Annotated in this window: 24 protein-coding genes; 13 read left to right on the top strand and 11 right to left on the bottom strand. The window is 73.1% G+C overall.

Going from position 1 to position 19,774, the window contains the following annotated elements; translation table 11 throughout:
• The 3 genes from ACZ47G_RS14740 to ACZ47G_RS14730 all read right to left on the bottom strand — a co-directional run.
• A partial coding sequence (locus ACZ47G_RS14740; protein ID WP_465742491.1) for a CHAP domain-containing protein occupies positions 1-976 on the bottom strand: 976 nt, incomplete at its 3' end.
• 140 nt (positions 977-1,116) lie between these two features.
• Positions 1,117-1,260: a hypothetical protein gene (locus ACZ47G_RS14735; RefSeq protein WP_465742489.1), complete on the bottom strand. Its 144-nt coding sequence runs from the start codon at positions 1,258-1,260 to the stop codon at positions 1,117-1,119.
• Between the two features lie 193 nt (positions 1,261-1,453).
• Positions 1,454-1,792, bottom strand: a complete 339-nt coding sequence (locus ACZ47G_RS14730) for a hypothetical protein (protein WP_465742487.1) — start codon at positions 1,790-1,792, stop codon at positions 1,454-1,456.
• A 157-nt stretch (positions 1,793-1,949) separates the two neighbouring features.
• Between ACZ47G_RS14730 and ACZ47G_RS14725 the strand changes: the two genes are divergently transcribed.
• On the top strand, positions 1,950-2,939 hold the full coding sequence (locus tag ACZ47G_RS14725) for a LuxR C-terminal-related transcriptional regulator (RefSeq protein ID WP_465742485.1): 990 nt from the start codon (positions 1,950-1,952) through the stop codon (positions 2,937-2,939).
• Between the two features lie 21 nt (positions 2,940-2,960).
• On the opposite strand, the gene ACZ47G_RS14720 is transcribed toward ACZ47G_RS14725, so the two are convergent.
• On the bottom strand, positions 2,961-3,146 hold the full coding sequence (locus tag ACZ47G_RS14720; protein WP_465742483.1) for a DUF397 domain-containing protein: 186 nt from the start codon (positions 3,144-3,146) through the stop codon (positions 2,961-2,963).
• A gap of 2 nt (positions 3,147-3,148) precedes the next feature.
• Positions 3,149-4,024, bottom strand: coding sequence for a helix-turn-helix domain-containing protein (locus ACZ47G_RS14715; RefSeq protein ID WP_465742481.1), 876 nt, complete (start codon positions 4,022-4,024; stop codon positions 3,149-3,151).
• A 126-nt stretch (positions 4,025-4,150) separates the two neighbouring features.
• Here ACZ47G_RS14715 and ACZ47G_RS14710 point away from each other — a divergent pair, with 126 nt between their 5' ends.
• Positions 4,151-4,615 carry an ATP-binding protein gene (locus ACZ47G_RS14710; protein WP_465742479.1) on the top strand — a complete coding sequence of 155 codons (465 nt, stop codon included), beginning with the start codon at positions 4,151-4,153 and terminating at the stop codon, positions 4,613-4,615.
• Between the two features lie 203 nt (positions 4,616-4,818).
• Here ACZ47G_RS14710 and ACZ47G_RS14705 read toward each other — a convergent pair whose 3' ends face one another.
• Positions 4,819-5,508, bottom strand: coding sequence for an alpha/beta fold hydrolase (locus ACZ47G_RS14705; protein WP_465742477.1), 690 nt, complete (start codon positions 5,506-5,508; stop codon positions 4,819-4,821).
• A gap of 220 nt (positions 5,509-5,728) precedes the next feature.
• Between ACZ47G_RS14705 and ACZ47G_RS14700 the strand changes: the two genes are divergently transcribed.
• The 3 genes from ACZ47G_RS14700 to ACZ47G_RS14690 all read left to right on the top strand — a co-directional run bounded on the left by ACZ47G_RS14700 (position 5,729) and on the right by ACZ47G_RS14690 (position 7,574).
• Entirely contained in the window at positions 5,729-6,541 is an 813-nt protein-coding gene (locus ACZ47G_RS14700) for a class I SAM-dependent methyltransferase (protein WP_465742653.1), read from the top strand.
• 87 nt (positions 6,542-6,628) lie between these two features.
• Complete coding sequence (locus tag ACZ47G_RS14695) at positions 6,629-7,015, top strand: VOC family protein (RefSeq protein WP_465742475.1); 387 nt, start codon at positions 6,629-6,631, stop codon at positions 7,013-7,015.
• A gap of 127 nt (positions 7,016-7,142) precedes the next feature.
• Positions 7,143-7,574: a DUF5959 family protein gene (locus tag ACZ47G_RS14690; RefSeq protein WP_465742473.1), complete on the top strand. Its 432-nt coding sequence runs from the start codon at positions 7,143-7,145 to the stop codon at positions 7,572-7,574.
• Positions 7,575-7,683: 109 nt separating this feature from the next.
• Here ACZ47G_RS14690 and ACZ47G_RS14685 read toward each other — a convergent pair whose 3' ends face one another.
• Both ACZ47G_RS14685 and ACZ47G_RS14680 read right to left on the bottom strand, forming a co-directional pair.
• Complete coding sequence (locus ACZ47G_RS14685) at positions 7,684-8,595, bottom strand: aldo/keto reductase (protein WP_465742471.1); 912 nt, start codon at positions 8,593-8,595, stop codon at positions 7,684-7,686.
• Positions 8,592-9,494 (bottom strand): NAD-dependent epimerase/dehydratase family protein, encoded by a 903-nt coding sequence (locus tag ACZ47G_RS14680; RefSeq protein ID WP_465742469.1) that lies wholly within the window; start codon positions 9,492-9,494, stop codon positions 8,592-8,594. Before ACZ47G_RS14680 ends, ACZ47G_RS14685 begins: the two co-directional genes overlap by 4 nt.
• A 160-nt stretch (positions 9,495-9,654) precedes the next feature.
• Here ACZ47G_RS14680 and ACZ47G_RS14675 point away from each other — a divergent pair, with 160 nt between their 5' ends.
• Positions 9,655-10,611 (top strand): LysR family transcriptional regulator, encoded by a 957-nt coding sequence (locus ACZ47G_RS14675; RefSeq protein ID WP_465742467.1) that lies wholly within the window; start codon positions 9,655-9,657, stop codon positions 10,609-10,611.
• 134 nt (positions 10,612-10,745) lie between these two features.
• Here the strand turns inward: ACZ47G_RS14675 and ACZ47G_RS14670 are convergent, their stop codons facing one another.
• Positions 10,746-11,456: a TetR/AcrR family transcriptional regulator gene (locus ACZ47G_RS14670; protein ID WP_465742465.1), complete on the bottom strand. Its 711-nt coding sequence runs from the start codon at positions 11,454-11,456 to the stop codon at positions 10,746-10,748.
• Between the two features lie 147 nt (positions 11,457-11,603).
• Here ACZ47G_RS14670 and ACZ47G_RS14665 point away from each other — a divergent pair, with 147 nt between their 5' ends.
• Complete coding sequence (locus ACZ47G_RS14665) at positions 11,604-12,269, top strand: NAD(P)H-binding protein (protein ID WP_465742463.1); 666 nt, start codon at positions 11,604-11,606, stop codon at positions 12,267-12,269.
• A 121-nt stretch (positions 12,270-12,390) separates the two neighbouring features.
• Positions 12,391-13,596, top strand: a complete 1,206-nt coding sequence (locus ACZ47G_RS14660; protein ID WP_465742461.1) for a glycosyltransferase — start codon at positions 12,391-12,393, stop codon at positions 13,594-13,596.
• A 137-nt stretch (positions 13,597-13,733) separates the two neighbouring features.
• Here ACZ47G_RS14660 and ACZ47G_RS14655 read toward each other — a convergent pair whose 3' ends face one another.
• Together ACZ47G_RS14655 and ACZ47G_RS14650 are read right to left on the bottom strand one after the other, a co-directional pair.
• Entirely contained in the window at positions 13,734-14,648 is a 915-nt protein-coding gene (locus ACZ47G_RS14655) for a hypothetical protein (RefSeq protein WP_465742459.1), read from the bottom strand.
• Complete coding sequence (locus tag ACZ47G_RS14650; RefSeq protein ID WP_465742457.1) at positions 14,645-15,178, bottom strand: SigE family RNA polymerase sigma factor; 534 nt, start codon at positions 15,176-15,178, stop codon at positions 14,645-14,647. Before ACZ47G_RS14650 ends, ACZ47G_RS14655 begins: the two co-directional genes overlap by 4 nt.
• Positions 15,179-15,377: 199 nt before the next feature.
• On the opposite strand from ACZ47G_RS14650, the gene ACZ47G_RS14645 reads away from it, so the two are divergent.
• From ACZ47G_RS14645 to ACZ47G_RS14625, 5 genes are all read left to right on the top strand, one after another.
• Positions 15,378-16,127 carry an alpha/beta fold hydrolase gene (locus ACZ47G_RS14645; RefSeq protein WP_465742456.1) on the top strand — a complete coding sequence of 250 codons (750 nt, stop codon included), beginning with the start codon at positions 15,378-15,380 and terminating at the stop codon, positions 16,125-16,127.
• A gap of 202 nt (positions 16,128-16,329) precedes the next feature.
• Complete coding sequence (locus ACZ47G_RS14640; protein WP_465742455.1) at positions 16,330-17,079, top strand: dienelactone hydrolase family protein; 750 nt, start codon at positions 16,330-16,332, stop codon at positions 17,077-17,079.
• 493 nt (positions 17,080-17,572) lie between these two features.
• Complete coding sequence (locus tag ACZ47G_RS14635) at positions 17,573-18,484, top strand: urea transporter (RefSeq protein WP_465742453.1); 912 nt, start codon at positions 17,573-17,575, stop codon at positions 18,482-18,484.
• 123 nt (positions 18,485-18,607) lie between these two features.
• A complete protein-coding gene (locus ACZ47G_RS14630; RefSeq protein WP_188310190.1) occupies positions 18,608-18,913 on the top strand; it encodes an urease subunit gamma in 306 nt (101 codons plus the stop codon).
• A 3-nt stretch (positions 18,914-18,916) separates the two neighbouring features.
• On the top strand, positions 18,917-19,768 hold the full coding sequence (locus ACZ47G_RS14625; RefSeq protein ID WP_465742451.1) for a sirohydrochlorin chelatase: 852 nt from the start codon (positions 18,917-18,919) through the stop codon (positions 19,766-19,768).
• The last annotated feature ends 6 nt before the right edge of the window (positions 19,769-19,774 follow it).

Raw genomic sequence — 19,774 nt, 5'->3', positions numbered from 1 at the left:
CGACGGAGACCGCGCCGACCGACCCGCCGCCGTCCGCGACCTTGGCTCCCTGCCAGGTGCCGTTGGCGAAGCGGATGTTGTCGTAGACCACGCCGCCGGAGAGCGTTTCGACGTGCATGTCGCCGTTGGGCATGCCGACCGCGGCGATCTGGTCGATGTGGCCGCCGCCGTCGGCGAGGGCCGCGCCCTGCCAGGTGCCGTTGGCGAAGCGGACGTTGTCGTAGACCGAGCCGCCGACGAGGGTGAGGACGTGGGTGTCGCCGTTGGGCAGCGAGGCGGTGGCGACCTGGGAGACGTCGGCGCCGCCGTCGGCGAGGGCCGCGCCCTGCCAGTTGCCGTTGGCGAAGCGGATGTTGTCGTACACGTGGTTGCCCGCGGGCAGGGCCGGGGCGGGAGCGTCGCTGCCGCCGGCGTCGTTGCCGCCGCGCGGCGAGACGTAGCCGCTGATGCGCTGGCCGCCCCAGCTGTAGCCGATCGCCGAGCTGTGGGTGGCCTGCTGGACGATGGAGGTGGCGGCCCAGTTGCCGTGCACGCCGTGCTCGTTGCCGCCGATGGTGGTGACGGTGCCGTTGCCGACGGCCGTCACCAGGGCGACGTGGTCGGCGTAGTCGTATCCGTTGTAGTTGAAGAGGAGCGCGTCGCCGACGTGCGGGGTGCTGTGCAGCCCGCCGTTGTAGCGGCCGAAGCTGCCGGCGCCCGGGGTGAGGCCGGTCACGTCGACACCGTTCTGGGCCCAGACCCACTTGGCGAAGTCTGCGCACCAGGCCTCGGGGCCCCCGGTGCAGCTGCTGTAGTAGCCCTTCCCACCGGCGCTGTTGGTCGAGCAGGCCTGGTCGCCGAGGTTGGCCTGCGCGGTGGCGGCGATGGAGCTCCCGACGCTGGCGGAAGCCGGGGAGGCACCCAGGGCGAGGCTGATGGGCAGGAAGGCGGCGGCGGTGCTCAGTGCGGCGGCACGGCGAAGAGTGGTCTTGGACATGACATATCTCCAGAAGTGTTGCGAGGCAGGGAAGTGGGTGCCGCCGCGAGCGATGTGCGGCGGGAGAGCGAGTCGGGCGCGTTCCGGACGGTTGCCCTGCAGGAGCAACCGGTCGACGGGACATGGCGGCCCGGGGGGAATCAGCCCCAGATCATGTTGTCGGCCGTCGCGGTGATGACCGGCTGGGAGGAGGAGTCGGCGGCCTGGGCCGTGACGGCGGGGACCAGGAGGGCGACGGCGAGGGCGGCGACCGCGGCGGCCTTGGCGGCGATGGTGCGAAGCATGACGGTTCCTCTGGAGGTCTGACGAAACGGTGGACGGTTCCGGTACCGGCGTCCCGCGGTGGCGCCTTCTCCGGTGGCCTTCAGGGGCTGGCCCCTTCCGACGACCACTAGCTTCGTCGCTGGTCAGGGCGGGTGGAAGGGTTCTCAGCTGGACGGAACCGTCCCTGGACCGTTCCGTCCAGGACCACTCCGGTCAGGACCGTTCCGGCCAGGACCGACCGGTGCCGGACAGCAGGCGCTCGTAGAACGGCGCGACGAGCGGGGCGGCGGCCGTCATCGCCCGCCAGCCGGCGAACGGGGGCACGGTCGCCAGGGCACGGCGGCAGAACGCGGAGGCCCGGCGCTCCGCCTCGGTGAGTGAATCGGCGAGGAGGTAGAGACCGAGAACCGGGTCCGGGGTGGCGTACGGATGGACGACGACGTGCTCGACCCGGTCCTCCGGGTGGACGGCGGCCAGTAGGAGCGCACGGGCGTCGTGGGGCAGCGGTCGGCCGGGTGAATCGGGTCGCAAGGCGACATGGACGAGGTACATGGACCGAGCGTGCCGAAGCGGGAATTAGCCGTGAAGGGGATGACCCGGGACGGTTCAGTCCCTGACCGGAACCGTCCACAAAACCCTGCGGCCGCGTTCCCGGCGGATGTGAAATGATCGCGTGCATATCGAACACGGGTTCATCACGGGGGTAAGGATGCTCACGGCACTGGGGCTGGACCAGGTCTCAGAGGCGGTCTACCGGACGATGCTCGCCCATCCGCAGGAGGGTGTGGCAGCGCTTCGGACGCGCCTGGCCCTGTCCGACCAGCAGGTCAGGCAGGCACTGGACACGCTCAGCGAACTGGCGCTGCTGCGGCCGTCCGCCGACCGCGAGGGCGAGTTGCGGGCCGTCTCCCCCGAAGCGGGGATGGAGATCCTGATGGCCCGCCAGCAGGCGGAACTCGCCGCGCAGCAACTGCGCATCGAGGCCTCCCGGGCGGCGGCCGCCCAGCTCATCGCCGAGTACGCCGACCTGCGGCCGACCGGTAACCACCCCGGCGTCGAGCAGCTCACCGGCCTGGACCAGATCCGCGACCGGCTCACCACCCTCACCCGCGAGGTGCGCGAGGAGGTCATGACCTTCGCGCCCGACGGCGGGCAGAAGCCCGAGAACATCGAAGCCGCCAAGCCGCTGGACCTGGACCTGCTGGGACGCGGTGTCCGGATGCGGACGGTCTACCTGGACAGCGTCCGCAACAGCCCGCACACGGTCGAGTACGTCACCTGGCTCGCCTCCCACGGCGGTCGGGTCCGTACTGTCGCCGCGCTCCCGACCCGGATGATCGTGGTCGACCGGGCCACCGCCGTCATCCCCGTCCACAGCGACAACACCGCCGCCGGAGCCGTCGTCCTCACCGGCGAGGGCATGCTGACCGCGTTGTGCGCCCTGTTCGAGACCGTCTGGGCGGGCGCGCAGCCGCTCGGCACCGCCGCCCGCTCCGACGAACACGGACTCACCGCCCAGGAGCAGGCGACCATCGCGCTGCTCGCCGAGGGGCACACCGACGACGCCATCGCCAAGCGGCTGGGCGTCTCGCCCCGTACCGCCCGCCGGATAGCCACCGACCTCATGGAACGCCTCGACGCCCGCAGCCGCTTCCAGGCGGGCGTACGGGCGGCTCAGGCCGGCTGGCTCGCGCCCTGAGCCGGGGGCGGGTGGGTCGGGTCAGACCTCGGCGGTGGCGGCGAAGGTGATGAAGGCCTGCCAGGCGGCCGGCTCGAAGGCCAGCTGGGGGCCGCTCTTGTCCTTGGAGTCACGGACGTGGACGGCGGCGGCGGTCTCGGCGACCTCGACGCACTGGGCCTCTTCGTTGGTGCTGTAGCTGCTCTTGAACCACGCAAGCTCGGCCATGTCTAGTGCTCTCCCAGAATCTGTTCGATCAGGGCCAGGGACTCGCTCAGCCCCAGGGCCTGAGCCCGGATGCTGCTGTACCGTGCGGCCATATTACGGACTTCCACTGGGTCCGTGATCAATCGATTCAGGTGCTGCGCTGCCGCGTAGCCGATCTGCGGCCTTCCATTGGGCGGCGTGAGGATCGTGAACGAGCCGCCCATTCCGGCGTGGTTCATCCGGTCCAGTGGCATGATCTGGAGCTCGGGACCCCGCATCTCCCCTACCTTGAGCAGGTGTTGGAGCTGTTCCTTGTGTACGTCCCATCCGCCCAGAGGGCGACGGAGCACGCTCTCGTCCAGCACCCACGTGACGACCGGCAGGGGCCAGCGCGCCAGGATCTCCTTCCGCGCCAGCCGTACTGCCACCCACTCGTCGATCTTCTCCGGTGACAGCAGCGGCCGACGCATCTCGTACAAAGCGCGGATGTACGCCTCGGTCTGGAGTAGTCCCGGGATCACCATCGTGCTGTACTCGTGGATCTCGATGGCTCGGTTCTCCTCGACGGTGAAAGCCTTGGAGAACGCCGGGTGTCGCTCGCTGACCCGGATCTTGGCCTTCATCACGTCGTCCGCGACAACCTTCAACGCGCCTCGGGCGTCGAGGAGTTCGTCCACCGTCGTCAGGTACTCGATCCTGGGGGTCCGCACGCCCCGCTCGATCGCGCCGACCAGGTCCTCGCTGTAGCCGGACATCTTGGCCAGCTGCTTCTGGGTGATCCCCGCCCGCTCACGGAAGAGCTTGATCAGCTTGCCCACCGCGCTGTAGAACTCCGCGACGCCGTCGGAGTTCTCGGCCGTCTCGCCGTCGTCGAAGACCGTGCGCTCGACGCCACCCACGGCAATCACCCGCCCTTTCGATTGATCCGGGCCAGCTGACAAGCCGACCCTCCGCATCCGTACATGCACGCTCTGTGCTCGCCAGGTCCATGGTCAGCGTACGTCCGCCCCGTCACGCTTCTACCCATGACGACCGAAATCCCCCTCGACAGACCCCGCCCCCACACCACCATGCTCCCCGCCACCCCCAAGGGAGCCGCCACCTGCCGACGCATCGCCAGGCGTCAACTCACGTGCTGGGGGCTGAACTCCACGCACACCGAGCCGTTCCACTCCGCCCTCCTCGTCATCGCGGAGCTGGCCGCCAACGCGATCAGCCACGGACGCGTTCCGGGGCGCGGGTTCGAGCTGCACCTCTCCCTCACCACCACCGCGCGCCGGGGCACCACCCTGCGCATCGAGATCAGCGACCCCAGGGGCGACAGGCTCCCCGTCCTCCCCACCGTCCACACCCCCAACGCCCAGTCCGGACGCGGCCTCACCCTCATCGACGCCCTCTGCGACCGCTGGGGCACCATCCCCCGCCACCCCAACGCCAAGACCGTCTGGGCCGAGCTTGACCTCACCGATGCCACCCCCGATGCCACCTGAACCCCGCCATAGCGACGGGCGGGCCGTGCTCTGCACCCTCCTTCCGTTCGCCCTCCTCCTCGCCCTCCTCGCCTGGGCCTATCCCCTCACCGCTCCCAGGCCCAACCGCCCCACCCCGCATCCCACTTCAAGCCCCACCCCGTGAAACACCGAGGAGTGGGAAGTCGGCCCCACCGACTTCCCACTCCTCGCTCCACCCCGCCCTACAGTGCGGTGCGGTAGGCCTCCAGTCGCTCGGCCAGCTCCTTCGGGTGGCCGAGCATCGGCAGGTGGTCGCCGGGCATCTCGTCCGGCTGGATGCCGAGCCGTTCGACCGTCACCCGCCGCATGAACTCCACGGGGAAGAACCGGTCACCGGCCGACAGCAGGGCCCTGGTCGGCACGTCCGGCCATGAGGTCAGCGGCCAGGGTTCGCCGAACGGGGCTGCCGCCTGGGGGCGTTGGTGTTCGGCCAGCAGTTCGGAGGCGAGGGGCGCCGGGGTGTCGTGGAGGAAGAAGGAGCGCGGGTCCTCCTCGGTGCCCTCGGGGACGCCCCGGTGCCGGTCGGCTTCCTGCCGTGCCGGCCCGTACCCGGTGTTGTCCCACCAGAGGCCCGGTGTCTCGCCCGGGGCCGGGACCTGCGCCTGGAGCATGACCAGCAGGTCCACCGGCAGCCGGTCGCACACCAGCGGGCCGGTGAATCCGCCGAACGAGTGGGCCACGACGATAAGTTCGGCACGGTCGCCGACCGCCTCGACCACGGTGTCCGCGTACTCGGCGAGCCCGGCCGCCTCGTCGTCGCACGGCAGGTCCGGCGCGACCACCGCGTGGCCCCGGTCGCGCAACTCGGCGGCCAACGGTCCCCAGTACCACGCGTCCGCCGCCGCGCCGTGGATCAGTACGTACGTCGCCACCGTGCCCACCTCCGACATCGGGAACCCGCCACCCTCCGGCGGCACTTCACCCGCCGCACCGTACTCGGCCGCGCGGACGACCGGCCGCACCGACGCGTGAGTTCACCGGCCCGGCCGACGGTTCGCGGGTGCACCCGACTCCCCTCCTCCGGCCCCTCGGCGGGCGGAGGTCTAGGCTGGCGCGGTGACTGATGAGCAGGAGCGGGAGCGGCCGTCGGGAGTGTGGGCCACGGCGGTGGGGGTGGCCCGGGTGCGGGCGCTGGAGACCGAACGCGCGGACGCGTTGTTCCGCGATCCGCTGGCGCGGGCCTTCGCCGCCGCCGGCGGCCTCTGGCCCGGCTCGCCGCCCCCCGTCGACGAGGCCGCGCACCGGCGGCGGCTGGCCGTGTCGTACTCCATCGTCATCAGGACGAAGTTCCTCGACGACCTGGTGCGGCAGGCCTCCGCGTCCGGAGTCCGGCAGGTCGTGCTGCTCGGCGCCGGCATGGACAGCCGGGCCTTCCGGCTGGACTGGCCCGAGGGTACCCGGCTGTTCGAGGTCGACACCGCCGCGCCACTGGACTTCAAGGCGTCGGTGCTGCGCCAGGAGCGGGCCGTCGCGCGCTGCGAGCGGATCACCGTCCCGGTGGACCTGCGCGAGGACTGGCCGGGCGCACTGGCCGCCGCAGGGCATGACCCGGCCGCGCCGACCGTGTGGATCGCCGAAGGGCTGCTGATCTACCTGCCCGAGGACGCGGTGGAGCTGCTGCTGGCCCGGATCGGCGCGCAGTCGGCGGTGGGCAGCCGGATGGGGCTGACGCTGGGCTCGCGCGGTGTGCTCGAGCGCTTCGGCGCGGACGCCGTGCCGGGATCGGCGGCGTCCATGTGGGTCTCGGAGATGCCCGACGACCCGGTGGACTGGCTGGCCGGGCACGGCTGGGAGGCCGAGAGCCACACCCTGCGCGAGTGCGGTGCCGCCTACGGCCGCCCGATCAGCACCCCGCCGCAGCGCGAGGAGCGGCCCGGCGGACTGATCTCGGCGGTCCGCCGGTAGAGCGCCTCCCGGTTCCCCGGACGCTGAACCGGGGGTGCCGGGGCGCCGGGGTGGCGTTCGGGGTGGAGATCGGGGAGGCTCGGGCGCATGGTCTCGGTGGTGCAGAACGTGGCGATCGACTGTGCGAACGCCTATGAGCTGGCGCAGTTCTGGAGCAGGGTGACCGGCCGTCCGCTGGGCCCGGACGACAAGCCGGGGGACGAGGAGGTCGCGGTGGCACTCGCGGAGGGCGGCCCGGTCCTCTACTTCGCCCAGGTGCCCGAGCCCAAGACGGTCAAGAACCGGCTCCACCTCTGCCTGCGCCCGGAGGACTCGCGCGAGCAGGAGGTGGAACGACTCCTGGACCTCGGCGCCACCCTCGTCGCCGACCACCGGCAGCCCGACGGCGGAGGCTGGGCCGTCCTCACCGACCCCGAGGGCAACGAGTTCTGCGTCCTGCGCAGCACGGCCGAACGCGCCGCCACGGAGGCCTGACGTCCTGCGGCCCGCTTCAAGGGCGCGGACCGGGAAGTCGGCCCGGCCGACTTCCTGATCCTCGGACCGTTGACCCCCTCAGTTGCGGGTGTGCACCATGATCGTCCCATCTTCGTAGGAGGCGGCCTTGACGACGGCTGAGCAGTTGGATCTGGCTCTGTTCCGTGATGACGAAGGCAACAGCGTTCGCATCACGGTGCTCGGCCCCTTGCCGGGATTGCCTGGAGGGCTCGCCGCCGAGATCGTCGTCGACACGCCGTTCGTGGCCGGACGCGTGAAGCTCTCGTTGTGGCGGTCACGGCTGACTTCGTGGGGCGAGGCCCTGGATCGCCTTGAGGCCGGCGAGGACATCGCCTGGTTGCACGTCCAGCGTGGCCCGTCCGTCTTCATTCAGCTGGACGGCGAGCGTGGCTGTCCCGAGGTGGTGGTCGAGGATGCTCTCGTCTCGATGACGACCGTGCGGGTGCCGATCGACCTGCCGCCCGACTGGATCGCGACCCATCGGCACCTGCTGAGCGCCGTTCTCACCACCTGGGACGACCAGCTGTCGTCGGAGTGAGCACCGTTTCCGCTGACGGATGGACGGATGGACGGACGGACCGGGCGGACGGGCGGACGGGCGGACGGACGGGGGCAGGGCCGGGCACTACAGGTGTCGTCTGGCGGCACTACAGCTGAAGTGTGGCCAGTTCCGCCGCCGAGAGTGCCAGCCCCGCTGCGGCGGCCGAGTCGCGGATGGACGCCGGGCGGCGGGCGCCGGGGATCGGCAGGACGGTGGGGGACTGGGCCAGGTGCCAGGCGAGGCAGACCTGTTGGGGGCTGACGCCCCGCGAGCGGGCGAGGGTGTGGAACGGGGTGTCCGTGCCCGGTCCGCCGGCGCCCGGGTCGTCGACGGCGCTGCGGGAGATGCCGCCGAGCGGGCTCCAGGGGAGGAAGGCCAGGTCGAGGTCGGTGCACAGGTCGAGGGTGTCGCGGGTGGCCTGGTGCGCCGGGGAGAAACGGTTCTGCACGGCGACCAGGCGTGGGCCGAGGATCTCCCGGGCGGTGCGGATCTGCGCACAGTCCACGTTGGAGAGGCCGACCAGCCGGATGGTGCCCGCGTCGGCCAGGTCGCGCAGCGCGCCGACCGAGTCCGCGAACGGCACGGCCGGGTCGGGCTTGTGCAGTTGGTAGAGGCCGATGGCCTCGACGCCGAGCCGGGCGGCCGAGGCCTGGGCGGCCCGGCGCAGGTGGCGCGGATCGCCGTCGACCGTCCAGCTGCCGTCCCCGGGGCGGCCCCGGCCGCCCTTGGTCGCCACCAGGACGCCGTCCGCCGAGCCGCCGTCCGCCGAGCCGCCGTACGCAGCCAGCGCGCGGGCGATCAGCCGCTCGTTGTGGCCGACTTCGTCGGCGTGCCAGTGGTAGGAGTCGGCGGTGTCGATCAGCGTCACCCCCGCGTCGAGCGCGGCGTGGATCGTGGCGATCCCCTGCTCCTCGTCGGGCCGGCCCTCGACGGACAGCGGCATCGCGCCGAGACCGATGGCGCCGACGGTGACGTCACCGATCCTGCGGGTGGCCGGAGTTGTCTGAACGGTGGTCATGCGTGCGCCTCCTTGACGGCCTGCGGCAGCCAGTCGCTGATGTGAGAGAAACGGAAGCCCTGCCGGGCCGACCGGCCGGTGTCCATCGCGTAGCAGCGGTCGAAGGAGAACGGCGAGAGCGGCTCGCCGGCACCGCCTGCACCGCCGGCCGTCAACAGCGGCTCGACGCCGACCACCTGCCCGACGGCCTCGCACAACTGCCGTACGTCCAGGGCTCCTTCGGAGGCCGCGTTGACCGGCCCGGTGAAGTCCGCCAGCGCGGCCCAGGCCAGGAAGCGGGCGATCTCCGGCGCGTGGACGAAGGACGCGGGCTGCGGTGCCGGGTGGACGGCCACCGGCAGCGCGGCGTGGATCCGCTCCACGTAGTGGGCCAGCCGCCCGGTGAAGTCCGCGCCGCCGAGGACGTGGGCGGTACGGACGGTGACGAGGTCGAAGGCTGCCTGCCGGGTGAGCAGCGCCTCCGCCTGGCGCTTGCCCTCGGCGTACCGGGCCTCCAGGAAATCCGGCTCCGACCAAGGGAGTCGCAGGTCAACCCGCTCGGCGGAGAGGTCCAGTGCCGGCTCCGCGAGCGCCGGTCCGCCGGGCCGCCCGAGGTGGGCGTAGACCTCGACGGTGGAGGTGAGCAGGTAGCGCGGGGTGCGGTCGGCGAACACCCGGGCGGCGATGGCGGCCTGGACGGGCGTGTAGCAGACCTGGTCCACGACGGCGTCGAAGCGCCGGCCGGCGAGCGCGGTGTGCAGCGCGGCCTCGTCGTCGCGGTCGGCGCGCAGGTGGGTCACCCCGGGCGGGGCGGGCGCCGAACCGCGGTTGACCACGGTCACCGCCGCACCCGCGTCGCGGAGCTCCTCGACCAGCCGCCTCCCGAAGTGGCGGCTCCCGCCGATCACGCACACGTCCATGCCGTCGATCCCTTCCTGCTGTGCCCTGCCGCGCCTTGCTGCGCCCCGCCCCGCCCCGCCCTGTCCTGCCGTGCCGTGCGGTTCGGTTCGGTGATCAGCCTGTCCGGCCCTGGACAACAGCAGTAGTGTCGGGATCGAAGGCCCGTCATTAGGAGAACTGTTGATCGACGTCCAGCGCCTCGCGGTGCTGCGGGAAGTCGCCCGCCGAGGCAGCTTCAACCAGGCGGCCCAGGCGTTGCACTGCACGCCCTCGGCCGTCTCCCAGCAGGTCGCCGCCCTCGAACGCGGCCTCGGCGCGCCCGTGGTGGAGCGCTCCACCCGGGGCGTCACCCTCACCGACGCGGGCCGACTGCTGGTCGAGGCCGCCGACGCGATCGCCGCCGAACTCACCGACACCCAGCAGCGCATCACCCGGCTGACCGCCGAGCGGACCGCCCTGACCATCGCCACCTTCGCCAGCGGCGGCCGACGCCTGCTGCCCGCGGCCCTGGCCGGCTTCACCGCCGACCACCCCGAGGTGGAACTGACCATCCTGGAGGCGGAACCCGAGGAGAGCCTGCCCGCCGTCCGCGAAGGACGCGCCGACCTCGCCCTCGCCTACCACCTCGAAGGCCCGCCACCCGTCCGCCCCGGCGACCGCTCCGGCCTGGACTGGACCGCCCTCGGCGAGGACCCGCTGCGCGTCGTCCTGCCCGTCCACCACCCGGCCGCACTCCGCCACCAGGACCGTCCCGAGGCACCCCACCTGGCCGAACTCGCCGACCAGCGCTGGATCCTGGGCTGCCGCAAGTCAGCCGGCCAGCTCGCCCGGTACGCCGCCCTGGCCGGCGTCGAACTGCGGATCTCCTGCACCGCGACGGACTACGAGTTCGCCCAGTCCCTGGTCCGCGCCGGGATCGGCATCGCCCTGATCCCCGAGATCGGCCTCGCCCCGCACCCACAGCTGGTCGCCCTCCCACTGGCCGAACCCAGCCCGCGCCGCCACCTCGGCGTGGCCCTCTCCCGCCGCCGCCGCGGACCCGCCGCACGGCTGGCGGAGGACCTGGCCGCCCGACTGGCGGAGGGAGGGCCAGCGGACGGGGAGCAGGGGGCGCCGACCGTCACCGTACGGCGCTGAGCGACGCGACACCTCCCGAAGGGCCCCCGGCCCCCGGCGCGGACGGCACCGTCAACCCCGAGCGACCGTCGGAGACCGTTGCGCCGCCATGCCGCCACACTGCCACGCCGCTACGCCGCTACGCCGCTACGCCGCTACGCCGTGATGCCCAAGGACCGCACCAGCTGGTCGAGTTCGGAGCGGAACAGCTTGTCCGGCGCGAAGGTCTGGGCACGCAGGTGGCCGTAGACCTCCAGGGTGACCAGGCCGTGCAGGTGGCCCCAGATCCGCAGGGCCAGGGCGACTCCGGCGGGGGGCAGGTCGGGAAAGGCCGGGCGGACCTTGTCGAGCAGGCCCGGGTCGAAGTCGTCCCAGGTGAACTGGTCTTCGCCAAACGGTAGTTCCGCTGCTCCGTGCGCCGCGTCCGCGAGCGCGGCGATGCCGACGCAGACCCGTCGGGCGGCGTCCGGTGCAGGGCCGCCCTCGGGGGCCTGGTAGCCGGGGACGGGGTCGCCGTAGATCAGTCGGAAACCCTCGGGGTTGGTGAGTGCCCAGTCGCGGAAGGCGTGCGCCCAGGCCGTGATGCGTGCGGCCGGGGCCCGGCGGGCCGAGTCGGCCCAAGCGGTGTCGACGGCATCGGCGAGCGCGGTGTAGACGTCGACGATGAGGGCGGTGACCAGGTAGTCGCGGGTGGCGAAGTAGCCGTAGATGGCGTTGGCGGTCATGCCCATCTCGCGGGCGATGGCCCGCAGGGTGATCGCGTCCGGGCCGCCGGAACGCATCAGGTCCAGGGCGGTGTGCTTGATCTCGGCGGTCGTCTCGGCCCGCAGTCGCTCGCGTCGTCCGGTGCTTGGGGTGGCTGCCACGGGCTCACTCTACCGCGTTGCTCTACAGCGTCACTTTACTGGTTGCCGTTCAGAAACTTCACGCCGTATAGTTTTCGCACAGCGTAATGGGTCCTGGTCCCGCGCTGTTCATCCGCCATGACCACGCATGACCCAAGGGGGAGAACCATGCACATCGGCGTCATCGGAGCCACCGGCACCATCGGCAGTCGGGTCGTCACCGAGGCCCTCGGGCGTGGACACCACGTCACGGCGTTCAGCCGCGACGCCGCTGCTGCGCTCACCGACCGGCGCGAGCACTTGACCTGGTCGACCCTCGACGTCCTGGACCCCGCGGGCATCGCCGCCGTGCTGCCCGGCATGGACGTCCTGATCAGCGGCTACCAGCCGGGGAACGCGGCGAAGGACTTCGAGGACACCGTCCGGCGCTCCATCGCCGACCCGGCGGGGGAGTTGGCCGCTCTCCGGGCCGAGACCGCGGACTATCCCGAGCCGTTGCGCGAAGCCCTGACGGCCGGGGCGTGGGAGGCGGAGTTCCTGGTCGGCGTCGCGGCGAAGGGTGCGGCGCGTGGCGATGTCCTGTACGTCTCGCTCTGCCTCTCCCGGGCGGTGGGCGTGCTGGTGCAGGCGCTGTACGCGCGGGACCGGCGCTGGTGCCTCAACGAGAAGGGGGCCCTTGTCGTGGTGGAGCAACTACCCGGCGTGCCAGCGGACTTCGGTGCCAGGGTGCGCGGGTTCCTGGGCGCGGTCGGGGAGACCCCCGAGGCGCTGACCGCGACGGTGGGCCGGGCGCGGCAGCTGGTCGGGGAGGCGATGGCAGTCCTGCGCGGATGACCGCACGCGCTTCCCGCCACTCCCACCGTATAGCGCACGGGGGCCCTTGCCGCAAGGCCCCGGTCGTGCCGCAGAATCGCCAACTCCAGGGCGGTCCCTGGGGGAACGGGAGAGTGACGAGATGCGAGTGGTGCTGTCCACCTACGGTTCGCGCGGCGACGTCCAGCCGTTGGCGGGTCTCGCGGTGAAGCTGCGGGAACTCGGCGCGCAGGTGCGGGTGTGCGCCCCGCCGGACGAGGAGTTCGCGCGGCGGCTGGCCGTGGCCGGGGTCGAGCTGGTGCCGGTGGGGGATCCGGTGCGGAAGCTGGTGGGCGGCACGCCGCCGGCGCCCGAGGACTTCCCCCGGCGGGTGGCCGCGCTGGTCGCGCGGTTCCACGAGGCCGTCGCGGCGGTGGCCGAACCGGGTGGTGCGGTGGTGGCGACCGGGCTGTTCCCGGCCGTGGCGGGGGCGCAGGCCGCGGCCGAGACGGTCGGCGCCCGCTTCGCGTGCGTCGCCCTCCAGCCGACCATGCTGCCCTCCCCGCACCACCCGCCGTTCGAGTACCCCAGCCAGCCGTACGCGCCGGGGCTGACCGGCAACCGGGAGCTGTGGCAGGACAACGTCCGGACCATGAACGCGCTGTTCGGCGAGCAGGTCAACGCCCACCGGGCCTCGGTCGGCCTGGCCACCGTGGACAATGTGCGCGACCACGTCCTCACCGCCCGGCCCTGGCTGGCGACCGACCAACTCCTCGACCCCTGGCAGCAGTTCGCCGGGAGCGAGGTCGTGCAGACCGGTGCCTGGCTGCTGCCGGACCACCGCCCGCTGCCCGCCGGGCTGTCGGCCTTCCTGGACGCGGGCGAGCCCCCGGTGTACGTGGGCTTCGGCAGCATGCCGCTGCGCGGCGCGCCCGACGCCGCCCGCGTGGTGGTCGAGGCCGCCCGGGCCCGGGGGCGGCGGGTCGTGCTCGCCCGGGGCTGGGCGGAGCTGGCCCCGGCCGACGGTGGGGCGGACTGCTTCGCGGTCGACGAGGTCAACCAGCAGGCGCTGTTCCCCCGGGTCGCCGCCGTCGTCCACCACGGCGGCGCGGGCACCACCACCGCCGCCGCCCTGGCCGGCACCCCGCAGGTGGTGGTGCCGCAGATCGTCGACCAGCCCTACTGGGCCGGTCGGGTCGGCGAGTTGGGCATCGGCGTCGCCCATGACGGGCCGGTCCCGACGGTCGGGACGCTGTCCGCCGCGCTCGGGCAGGCGCTGGCCCCGGAGGTCGGGGCGCGGGCGGCGGCCGTCGCGGGGGAGATCCGCACCGACGGAGCCGAGGTGGCGGCGAAGCTGCTGCTGGGCTGACGGCGCGGAGACGGGCCGTACGCCCATCTCGCCCCAACCGCGCCGCGCCGCCATTCGAGCCCCCTGGATCGTCACCCGGCCGCGGAACCACACGGCCGGGTGACGGCGCGTCAGGCCACGGGCGGAGCCGGACGGGATCAGCGGGTCAGGAACTGCTCACCCGAGTCGGGGACCTTGGTGCCGGCCTTGTCGAAGTACTCCCAGAGCTTCGCCGTCTTGCCCTCCGGGCGGGCCACCACGGCCTCGCGCAGCGGTGAGTCGGCCACGGTGACGATCTGCGGCTCGGTCGTGCTGCCGTCCGTCCAGGTCACCTTCACCCGGGCGATGTCCGGGCCGAGGGTGAGCCCGATGATCTCCCCGGGCGCCACCGTGTCGCCCTTGCCCCGGGCGCCGAGCAGGCCGCCGGCGATATACGTGCCGTCGCGCGGGTCGAGCGTGCCCGGTGAGGGCGTGGTGCCCGTGGAGTCGTGGCTCAGCCGAGTGCCGTCCACCGTGAAGTAGGTGTTGGCGATATCGGACTTGGGATCGTAGTACTGGTCGACGAACTCCTTGGTCGGCTTGGTGAGCGCCGAGTCGTACGGGCTGCGCTCCTGCCACACCGCCAGCGCCTGCTCGAACGCCCGGTCCTTGGGCGCCGTCGGCCACACGGCCCGCCACAGCTTCCACTGCTTGCCGTCGGGCGTGGTGCCCTCCCCGACCACCACCCGCACCGGGGTGAACGGGTCCCGCGCCGCCGGGGTCGCCGCCGCGCCCGGGGTGGCCGACGGCGGGCCGCCGGTGCCCGCGCCGTGGCCGGTACCCGCCGCGACCAGCGGCTGGGAGGCCGTCGGCACCGGGCGCAGTTCGGAGAGCGCCCCGCCCGCCAGCACCACCGCGGAGGCCAGCGCGAGCGCGCCCACCACCGTCCGGCGACGGCGCCGGATCCGCCGGCCGCCCGCCATGATGTCCGCCACCGGCACCGGGCCGATCCGCGCGGTCGACGCCGCCTCGGCCAGACCCAGCCCGACCCACAGATCGGTGTCCTTGTCCGCTTCCGCGTTCCCCATGGTCATACCGCCCCTCCGATCTCAGTCCTGTCCTTCAGTTCCACCAGCGCCGACACCTGCCGCAACCGCCCGATGCCCTTCGCCGCGTGACTGCGCACCGCGCCCGCCGAGCAGCCCATCGCCACCGCGGTCTGGCTGTCGCTGAGGTCCTCCCAGTAGCGCAGCACCACCGCCTCGCGCTGGCGCGGCGGCAGTGTGGCGAGCGCCGCCAGCAGTGCCCCGCGCTGGTCGGAACGGGCGAAGCCGTCCTCCGTCCCCGCCGCGTCGGGCACCGCGTCGACCAGCAGCTCCGGCGGCCGGCGGCGCCAGCGGCGGGCGTGCTGGTTCACCAGGATCCGCCGCACATAGGCGTACGGATCGTCCGCCCGGCGCACCTTCGGCCAGGCCGCGCACGCCTTCTCCGCCGTGGACTGCACCAGGTCCTCCGCCGCGTACTGCTCCCCGGCGAGCAGGAACGCCGTCCGCACCAGCCGTGGCCAGGCCGCCACGATGAACGCCTGGAACTCCTCGTCCCGCACGCTCTTCGGTTCTCCCATGAGCACCTCCTCACCCACCCAGAGCCCACCCGGGGCCGGAAGCGCTTACTCTCCGCCCGCTCGCCCGCCCGCTCGCCCGCCCGCTCGCCGTCGAACTCGCCGCCGAAGAGGTCCGGACCGCGCGGGAACCGGCCGCGCCACACCCCCCGGCCCCGAAATGACTGGCGTCCGACCAGCGGCGATGGCTAGCATCCGCCGAATGATCCTCTCTCATGACGACTCCGGTACCGGACCCGCCGTTCTCCTGCTCCACTCCTCGGTGTGCGACCGACGGATGTGGGACCACCAGTGGCAGGCCCTGCTCGACGCCGGTCACCGCGTCATCCGCTGCGACTTCCGCGGCTACGGCGACACCCCGCACCCCGACGAGCCGTACGGCGCCGCGGCCGACGTGCTCGCCCTGCTCGACCACCTCGGCGTCGAACGCACCGCCCTGGTCGGTGCCTCCTACGGCGGCCGGATCGCCCTCACCGCGGCGGCCCTGCGCCCGCAGGCGGTCACCGCGCTGGCCCTGCTCTGCGCGGGCCGGCCCGGCCACGAACCCACCGAGACCCTGCGGGCCTTCGGCGCCGAGGAGGACGCGCTGCTGGAGGCCGGCGACATCGACGGCGCCGTCGAGCTCAACGTCCGCACCTGGCTCGGCCCCGAGGCCGGCGAACCGGTCCGGGAGCTCGTCCGCCGCATGCAGCGCCACAACTTCGACGTGCAGCTGGAACTGACCGGCGGTCCGCGGCAGGAGGAGGTCGACCTCACCCGGGTCACCGCCCCCACCCTCGCGGTCTCCGGCGCCCATGACCTCCCGGACTTCCAGCAGATCGCCGCCGCCCTCCCGGACGTCCTCCCCGACGCCCGCCACCTGGCGCTGCCGTGGGCCGGCCACCTGCCGAACCTGGAGCGCCCGGCCGAGGTGACGGCCCTCCTGCTGGACTTCCTGCGCGAGGCGGCCTAGCCGGCCGCGCCGCCCGCTGCCCGCCGCCCGCTGCCGGGGTGCGCCGCCCGTCGCCCGTCGCCCGTCGCCCGTCGCCCGTCGCCCGCTGCCGGGGTGCGCCGCCCGCCGGTGGTGGGCGGCGCCCGTGCCACCCCCCCGGCGACTATCGGCCACGGGACGGAAAGGCCGGACTCGAACGTGTGTCGGGCGCCATCATGGGTGGGTGCACTTCACCTCGGAGACCAGCTCGGACGGCGTCGTGGAACGCCGCTTCGTCCTCGACGGCGTTCCCGGTCTGCTCTGGCAGCCGGACGGGCCGGGCCTCGGCGGCCGGCCGCTGGTGCTGCTGGGGCACGGCGGCGGGCAGGACAAGCTGGGGCCGCGGGAGCGGGCCCGGCGGTGTGCGGCGCGGTACGGGTGGGCGGCGGTGGCGATCGACGCCCCCGGGCACGGCGAGCGGGCGCGCACCGCGCAGGACGAGCGGTTCGCCACCGAGGTCGGGCAGTTGCTGGCGGCCGGGCGGCCGATCAGCGCCTGGGTGGCCCGGCACACGGCGGCGCTCGCGGAGCGGGCCGTACCGGAGTGGCGGGCGGTGCTGGACGCGCTTGAGGGTATGGCCGCGGAGCGGCTCGGGCCGGTGGGCTACTGGGGGTTGTCGCTCGGGACGGCGATCGGCATCCCGCTCGCGGCGGTCGAACCGCGCATCGTGGCCGCGGTGTTCGGGCTGGCGGGCCACGCCTCGCTGGTGGAGCCGGCCGGGCGGGTGACGGTGCCGGTGGAGTTCGTCCTCCAGTGGGACGACGAACTCCAGCCGCGCGAGGGCGCGTTGGCCTTGTACGGCGCGCTGGGCTCGGGGGAGCGGTCGCTGCACGCCAACCCCGGGGGTCACCTCGCGGTGCCGGAGTTCGAGGTGGCGGCCTCGGAGGGCTTCCTGCGCCGGCACCTCGACGGTGCGGTGCCGGTGGCCGGCTGACGCCGGGGCGTGGAGCCCGCCGGCGGATCCGTGTGCGTCCGCACCCGATCCGTGCACACTTCCGTCACATCGACCCCGTTCTTCACAGCTTTCCCGCAGCTTTCCCCCAGCTTTGCGTGTCCGTATTGCCGGGATGAATGGAATTTGTCGAGGATTGCTTGACATGGTCATATTCCGGCGCTTGTCCGGGGCGAGTAAAACTTCGCAAAGAATTGCCCTGTCCAACGATCTGCCCGGGCGCCCTTTTCAACAGAATGTTGCAGCTCAGTGGCCTAATGGTCACCCGGTGTCGATTTGACGTGACGCGTCGTGCCCGTCCCATTTCGCAATCCACAGGAGTACGGTTCCCAACGAATCGCCGAACGGGCTCCCGAGCAATCTCCCGAGCCCCCTCGGCCGTACCGGGGAATTGGTGCGCCGTATGGGACAACAAAAGGGTGGGGAAGGGGTCTCGGAAGGGGCTCCGGTGGCTGTCCGTCCGTCACTCGTCAGATTGGCCGTCGAAGTCCTGCGCGGGGTCGCCCAGGTCGATTTCATGCCGTCCGCCGCGTGCGGACTCTTCTTCGTCGCCGCACTGTTCGCCGCCGGCCGGCAGTACGGCCTCTACGGGCTGTTGGGCAGCGCCGTCTCCACCGGCGTCGGCTACGGCCTCGGGCTGCGGCGGGACGCCGTCGAGGCCGGGCTGACCGGGTACAACGGGTGCCTGGTGGCGCTCGGTTGCGCGGTGTTCCTCGATCCGGGGCACCCGGCCACGCTGGTGGTCGCCGTGCTCGGCGCCGCCGTCGCCGTGGTGGTCGCGGCGGGGGTCGGGGCGCTGCTGGAGGGCCGGGGGCTGCCCGCGCTGACCGCGCCGTTCTGCCTGGTCGCGACCGCCGTCACGGTCGCCGCGCCCGGGTTCCGGCGGCTCTGGCCGCAGGGTGCCGGCCCGGCCGCGCTGCCCGTCCCGGCCACCGGTGGCGGCGGGCTGAGCTGGGAACAGCTCTGGCACGGGTTCTTCGCCAACATCGGCCAGATCTTCTTCATGCCCCAGTGGTACGTCGGCCTGCTGTTCCTGGCCGGACTGTTCGCGGCCGATCGGCTCGCCGGGCTGATGGCCTGCGTCGGCAGTGCCACCGGACTGCTCTCGGCCTGGGCGTTCGGCGCCCCGGCCGGGGCCGTGGGGCAGGGGCTGCTCGGCTACAGCGGCGTGCTGGTGGCGCTGGCGCTGTGCGGGGTGTTCGTCGCCCCGGACGGCTGGAGCGCTGCCTACGCGGTGCTCGGCGCGGCGGCGGCCACCGTGCTGACCCCGGCGCTCGGCGCGATCACCGCGCCGTTCGGCGGCCACGCCTTCACCTGGCCGTTCGTCCTGACCACCCTGCTGTTCCTGGCGGCGGTGCCGGCGATTCCCCGGTTGCGCCGGGTCTGATCCCGCGGGCGCCGGAGATCACCGGTGCCGGAGCAGCCCTAATCTGGTATTCCGTCGGCCAACTCCCCTGCATTTCCTCTGACTTGCATTTCGTCGGATTCTCGGAAAGGAGAAGTGGTTCCCGTGAACCTCTCCCCGCGTGAGATGGACAAGCTCTACATCTACGTCGTGGCCGATCTGGCCCGCAAACGCCGCGACCGCGGCGTCAAGCTCAACTACAGCGAGGCCTGCGCACTGATCAGCGAGGCCATCATGGAGGGCGCCCGGGACGGCCGCACCGTCGCCGAGTGCATGGAGATCGGCAAGCAGGTCGTCAGCAACGCCGAGGTCATGCCCGGCGTGCGCGAGATGCTGCCGCTGCTCCAGGTCGAGGCCGCGTTCCTGGACGGCACCAAGCTGGTCTCCTGCCACGACCCGGTCGGTGCCTGACCGATGACCGCACGTCAGCCCGTCACCGTCGTGCTGGCCGGCGGGCACGAGAGCGACGGCGGGCGCCGGCTCGCCGCCTTGGCCGAGGACAACTCGCCCGCCGGACCCGCCGTGCACGCGGTGGCGGGCCCCGGCCGACCGCTCGCCGAAGCCGTCCGGTCCGCCCTGGCGGCCGGCGACGCACCGGTCTGCGTCGTCCCGATGACCCTCGGCCGCGACCCGAAACTGATCGCCGACACCGCCCGTACCCTGCGCTGGCTCGCCGCCGGCCAGGGCCGGGGACGGCTCGCCCTCACCGCGCCGTTCGGCGCCGCCGAGCACCTGATCGGCTGGCTCCGCGCCGCCGCCGCCTCGGCCGGCGGCGAGGACGCAGTCCTCATCACCGCCCCGGCGGCCGGGCCCTTCGAGGACGCCGAACTGTTCCGGATCGCCCGGCTGGTCCGCCAGTACGGGCGGCACCGCTGGGTCGAGGTCGCCTTCGCGGGCGGCGACCCCGACCCGGCCGGGGGCACGGAACGCTGCCGCCTGCTCGGCGCGGCGCGGGTCACGGCCGTCCCCGCCTCCTTCGGCCCGGCGCTGCCCCCCGGCCCGGCCGGCGAGGGCGTGCGGGACGGCGGCCCGCTGCTGCGCCCGTCCGCGATCGCCGGAGTGGTCGCGGCCCGCACGGCGGCGGCCCTGCACCTGCTCGGCCACGGCGAGGACGGCATCCTGGCCGGCCTCGACGCCGAGCACGGGCACGGCTACGCCCACAGCCACGGACCGGGCGGGGCGCACCACGGCCACAGCCACCAGCACGAGCAGCCCCACGCACCAACTCCCCACGCACACACCCCCCACGCACACACCCCCCACTGAACCGGC

Source organism: Kitasatospora sp. NPDC030952 (assembly GCF_055571335.1).
This window is presented reverse-complemented; position numbering and strand designations above follow the sequence as displayed.

Excerpts from the sequence above, each read along its gene's own strand:
- ACZ47G_RS14645 (WP_465742456.1), top strand. The coding sequence starts at position 15,378 with ATGATCCTCTCTCATGACGACTCCGGTACCGGACCCGCCGTTCTCCTG.
- ACZ47G_RS14660 (WP_465742461.1), top strand. The coding sequence starts at position 12,391 with ATGCGAGTGGTGCTGTCCACCTACGGTTCGCGCGGCGACGTCCAGCCG.
- ACZ47G_RS14720 (WP_465742483.1), bottom strand. The coding sequence starts at position 3,146 with ATGGCCGAGCTTGCGTGGTTCAAGAGCAGCTACAGCACCAACGAAGAG.
- ACZ47G_RS14735 (WP_465742489.1), bottom strand. The coding sequence starts at position 1,260 with ATGCTTCGCACCATCGCCGCCAAGGCCGCCGCGGTCGCCGCCCTCGCC.
- ACZ47G_RS14650 (WP_465742457.1), bottom strand. The coding sequence starts at position 15,178 with ATGGGAGAACCGAAGAGCGTGCGGGACGAGGAGTTCCAGGCGTTCATC.
- ACZ47G_RS14665 (WP_465742463.1), top strand. The coding sequence starts at position 11,604 with ATGCACATCGGCGTCATCGGAGCCACCGGCACCATCGGCAGTCGGGTC.
- ACZ47G_RS14730 (WP_465742487.1), bottom strand. The coding sequence starts at position 1,792 with ATGTACCTCGTCCATGTCGCCTTGCGACCCGATTCACCCGGCCGACCG.
- ACZ47G_RS14710 (WP_465742479.1), top strand. The coding sequence starts at position 4,151 with ATGACGACCGAAATCCCCCTCGACAGACCCCGCCCCCACACCACCATG.
- ACZ47G_RS14680 (WP_465742469.1), bottom strand. The coding sequence starts at position 9,494 with ATGGACGTGTGCGTGATCGGCGGGAGCCGCCACTTCGGGAGGCGGCTG.
- ACZ47G_RS14655 (WP_465742459.1), bottom strand. The coding sequence starts at position 14,648 with ATGACCATGGGGAACGCGGAAGCGGACAAGGACACCGATCTGTGGGTC.
- ACZ47G_RS14685 (WP_465742471.1), bottom strand. The coding sequence starts at position 8,595 with ATGACCACCGTTCAGACAACTCCGGCCACCCGCAGGATCGGTGACGTC.
- ACZ47G_RS14695 (WP_465742475.1), top strand. The coding sequence starts at position 6,629 with ATGGTCTCGGTGGTGCAGAACGTGGCGATCGACTGTGCGAACGCCTAT.
- ACZ47G_RS14625 (WP_465742451.1), top strand. The coding sequence starts at position 18,917 with ATGACCGCACGTCAGCCCGTCACCGTCGTGCTGGCCGGCGGGCACGAG.
- ACZ47G_RS14725 (WP_465742485.1), top strand. The coding sequence starts at position 1,950 with ATGCTCACGGCACTGGGGCTGGACCAGGTCTCAGAGGCGGTCTACCGG.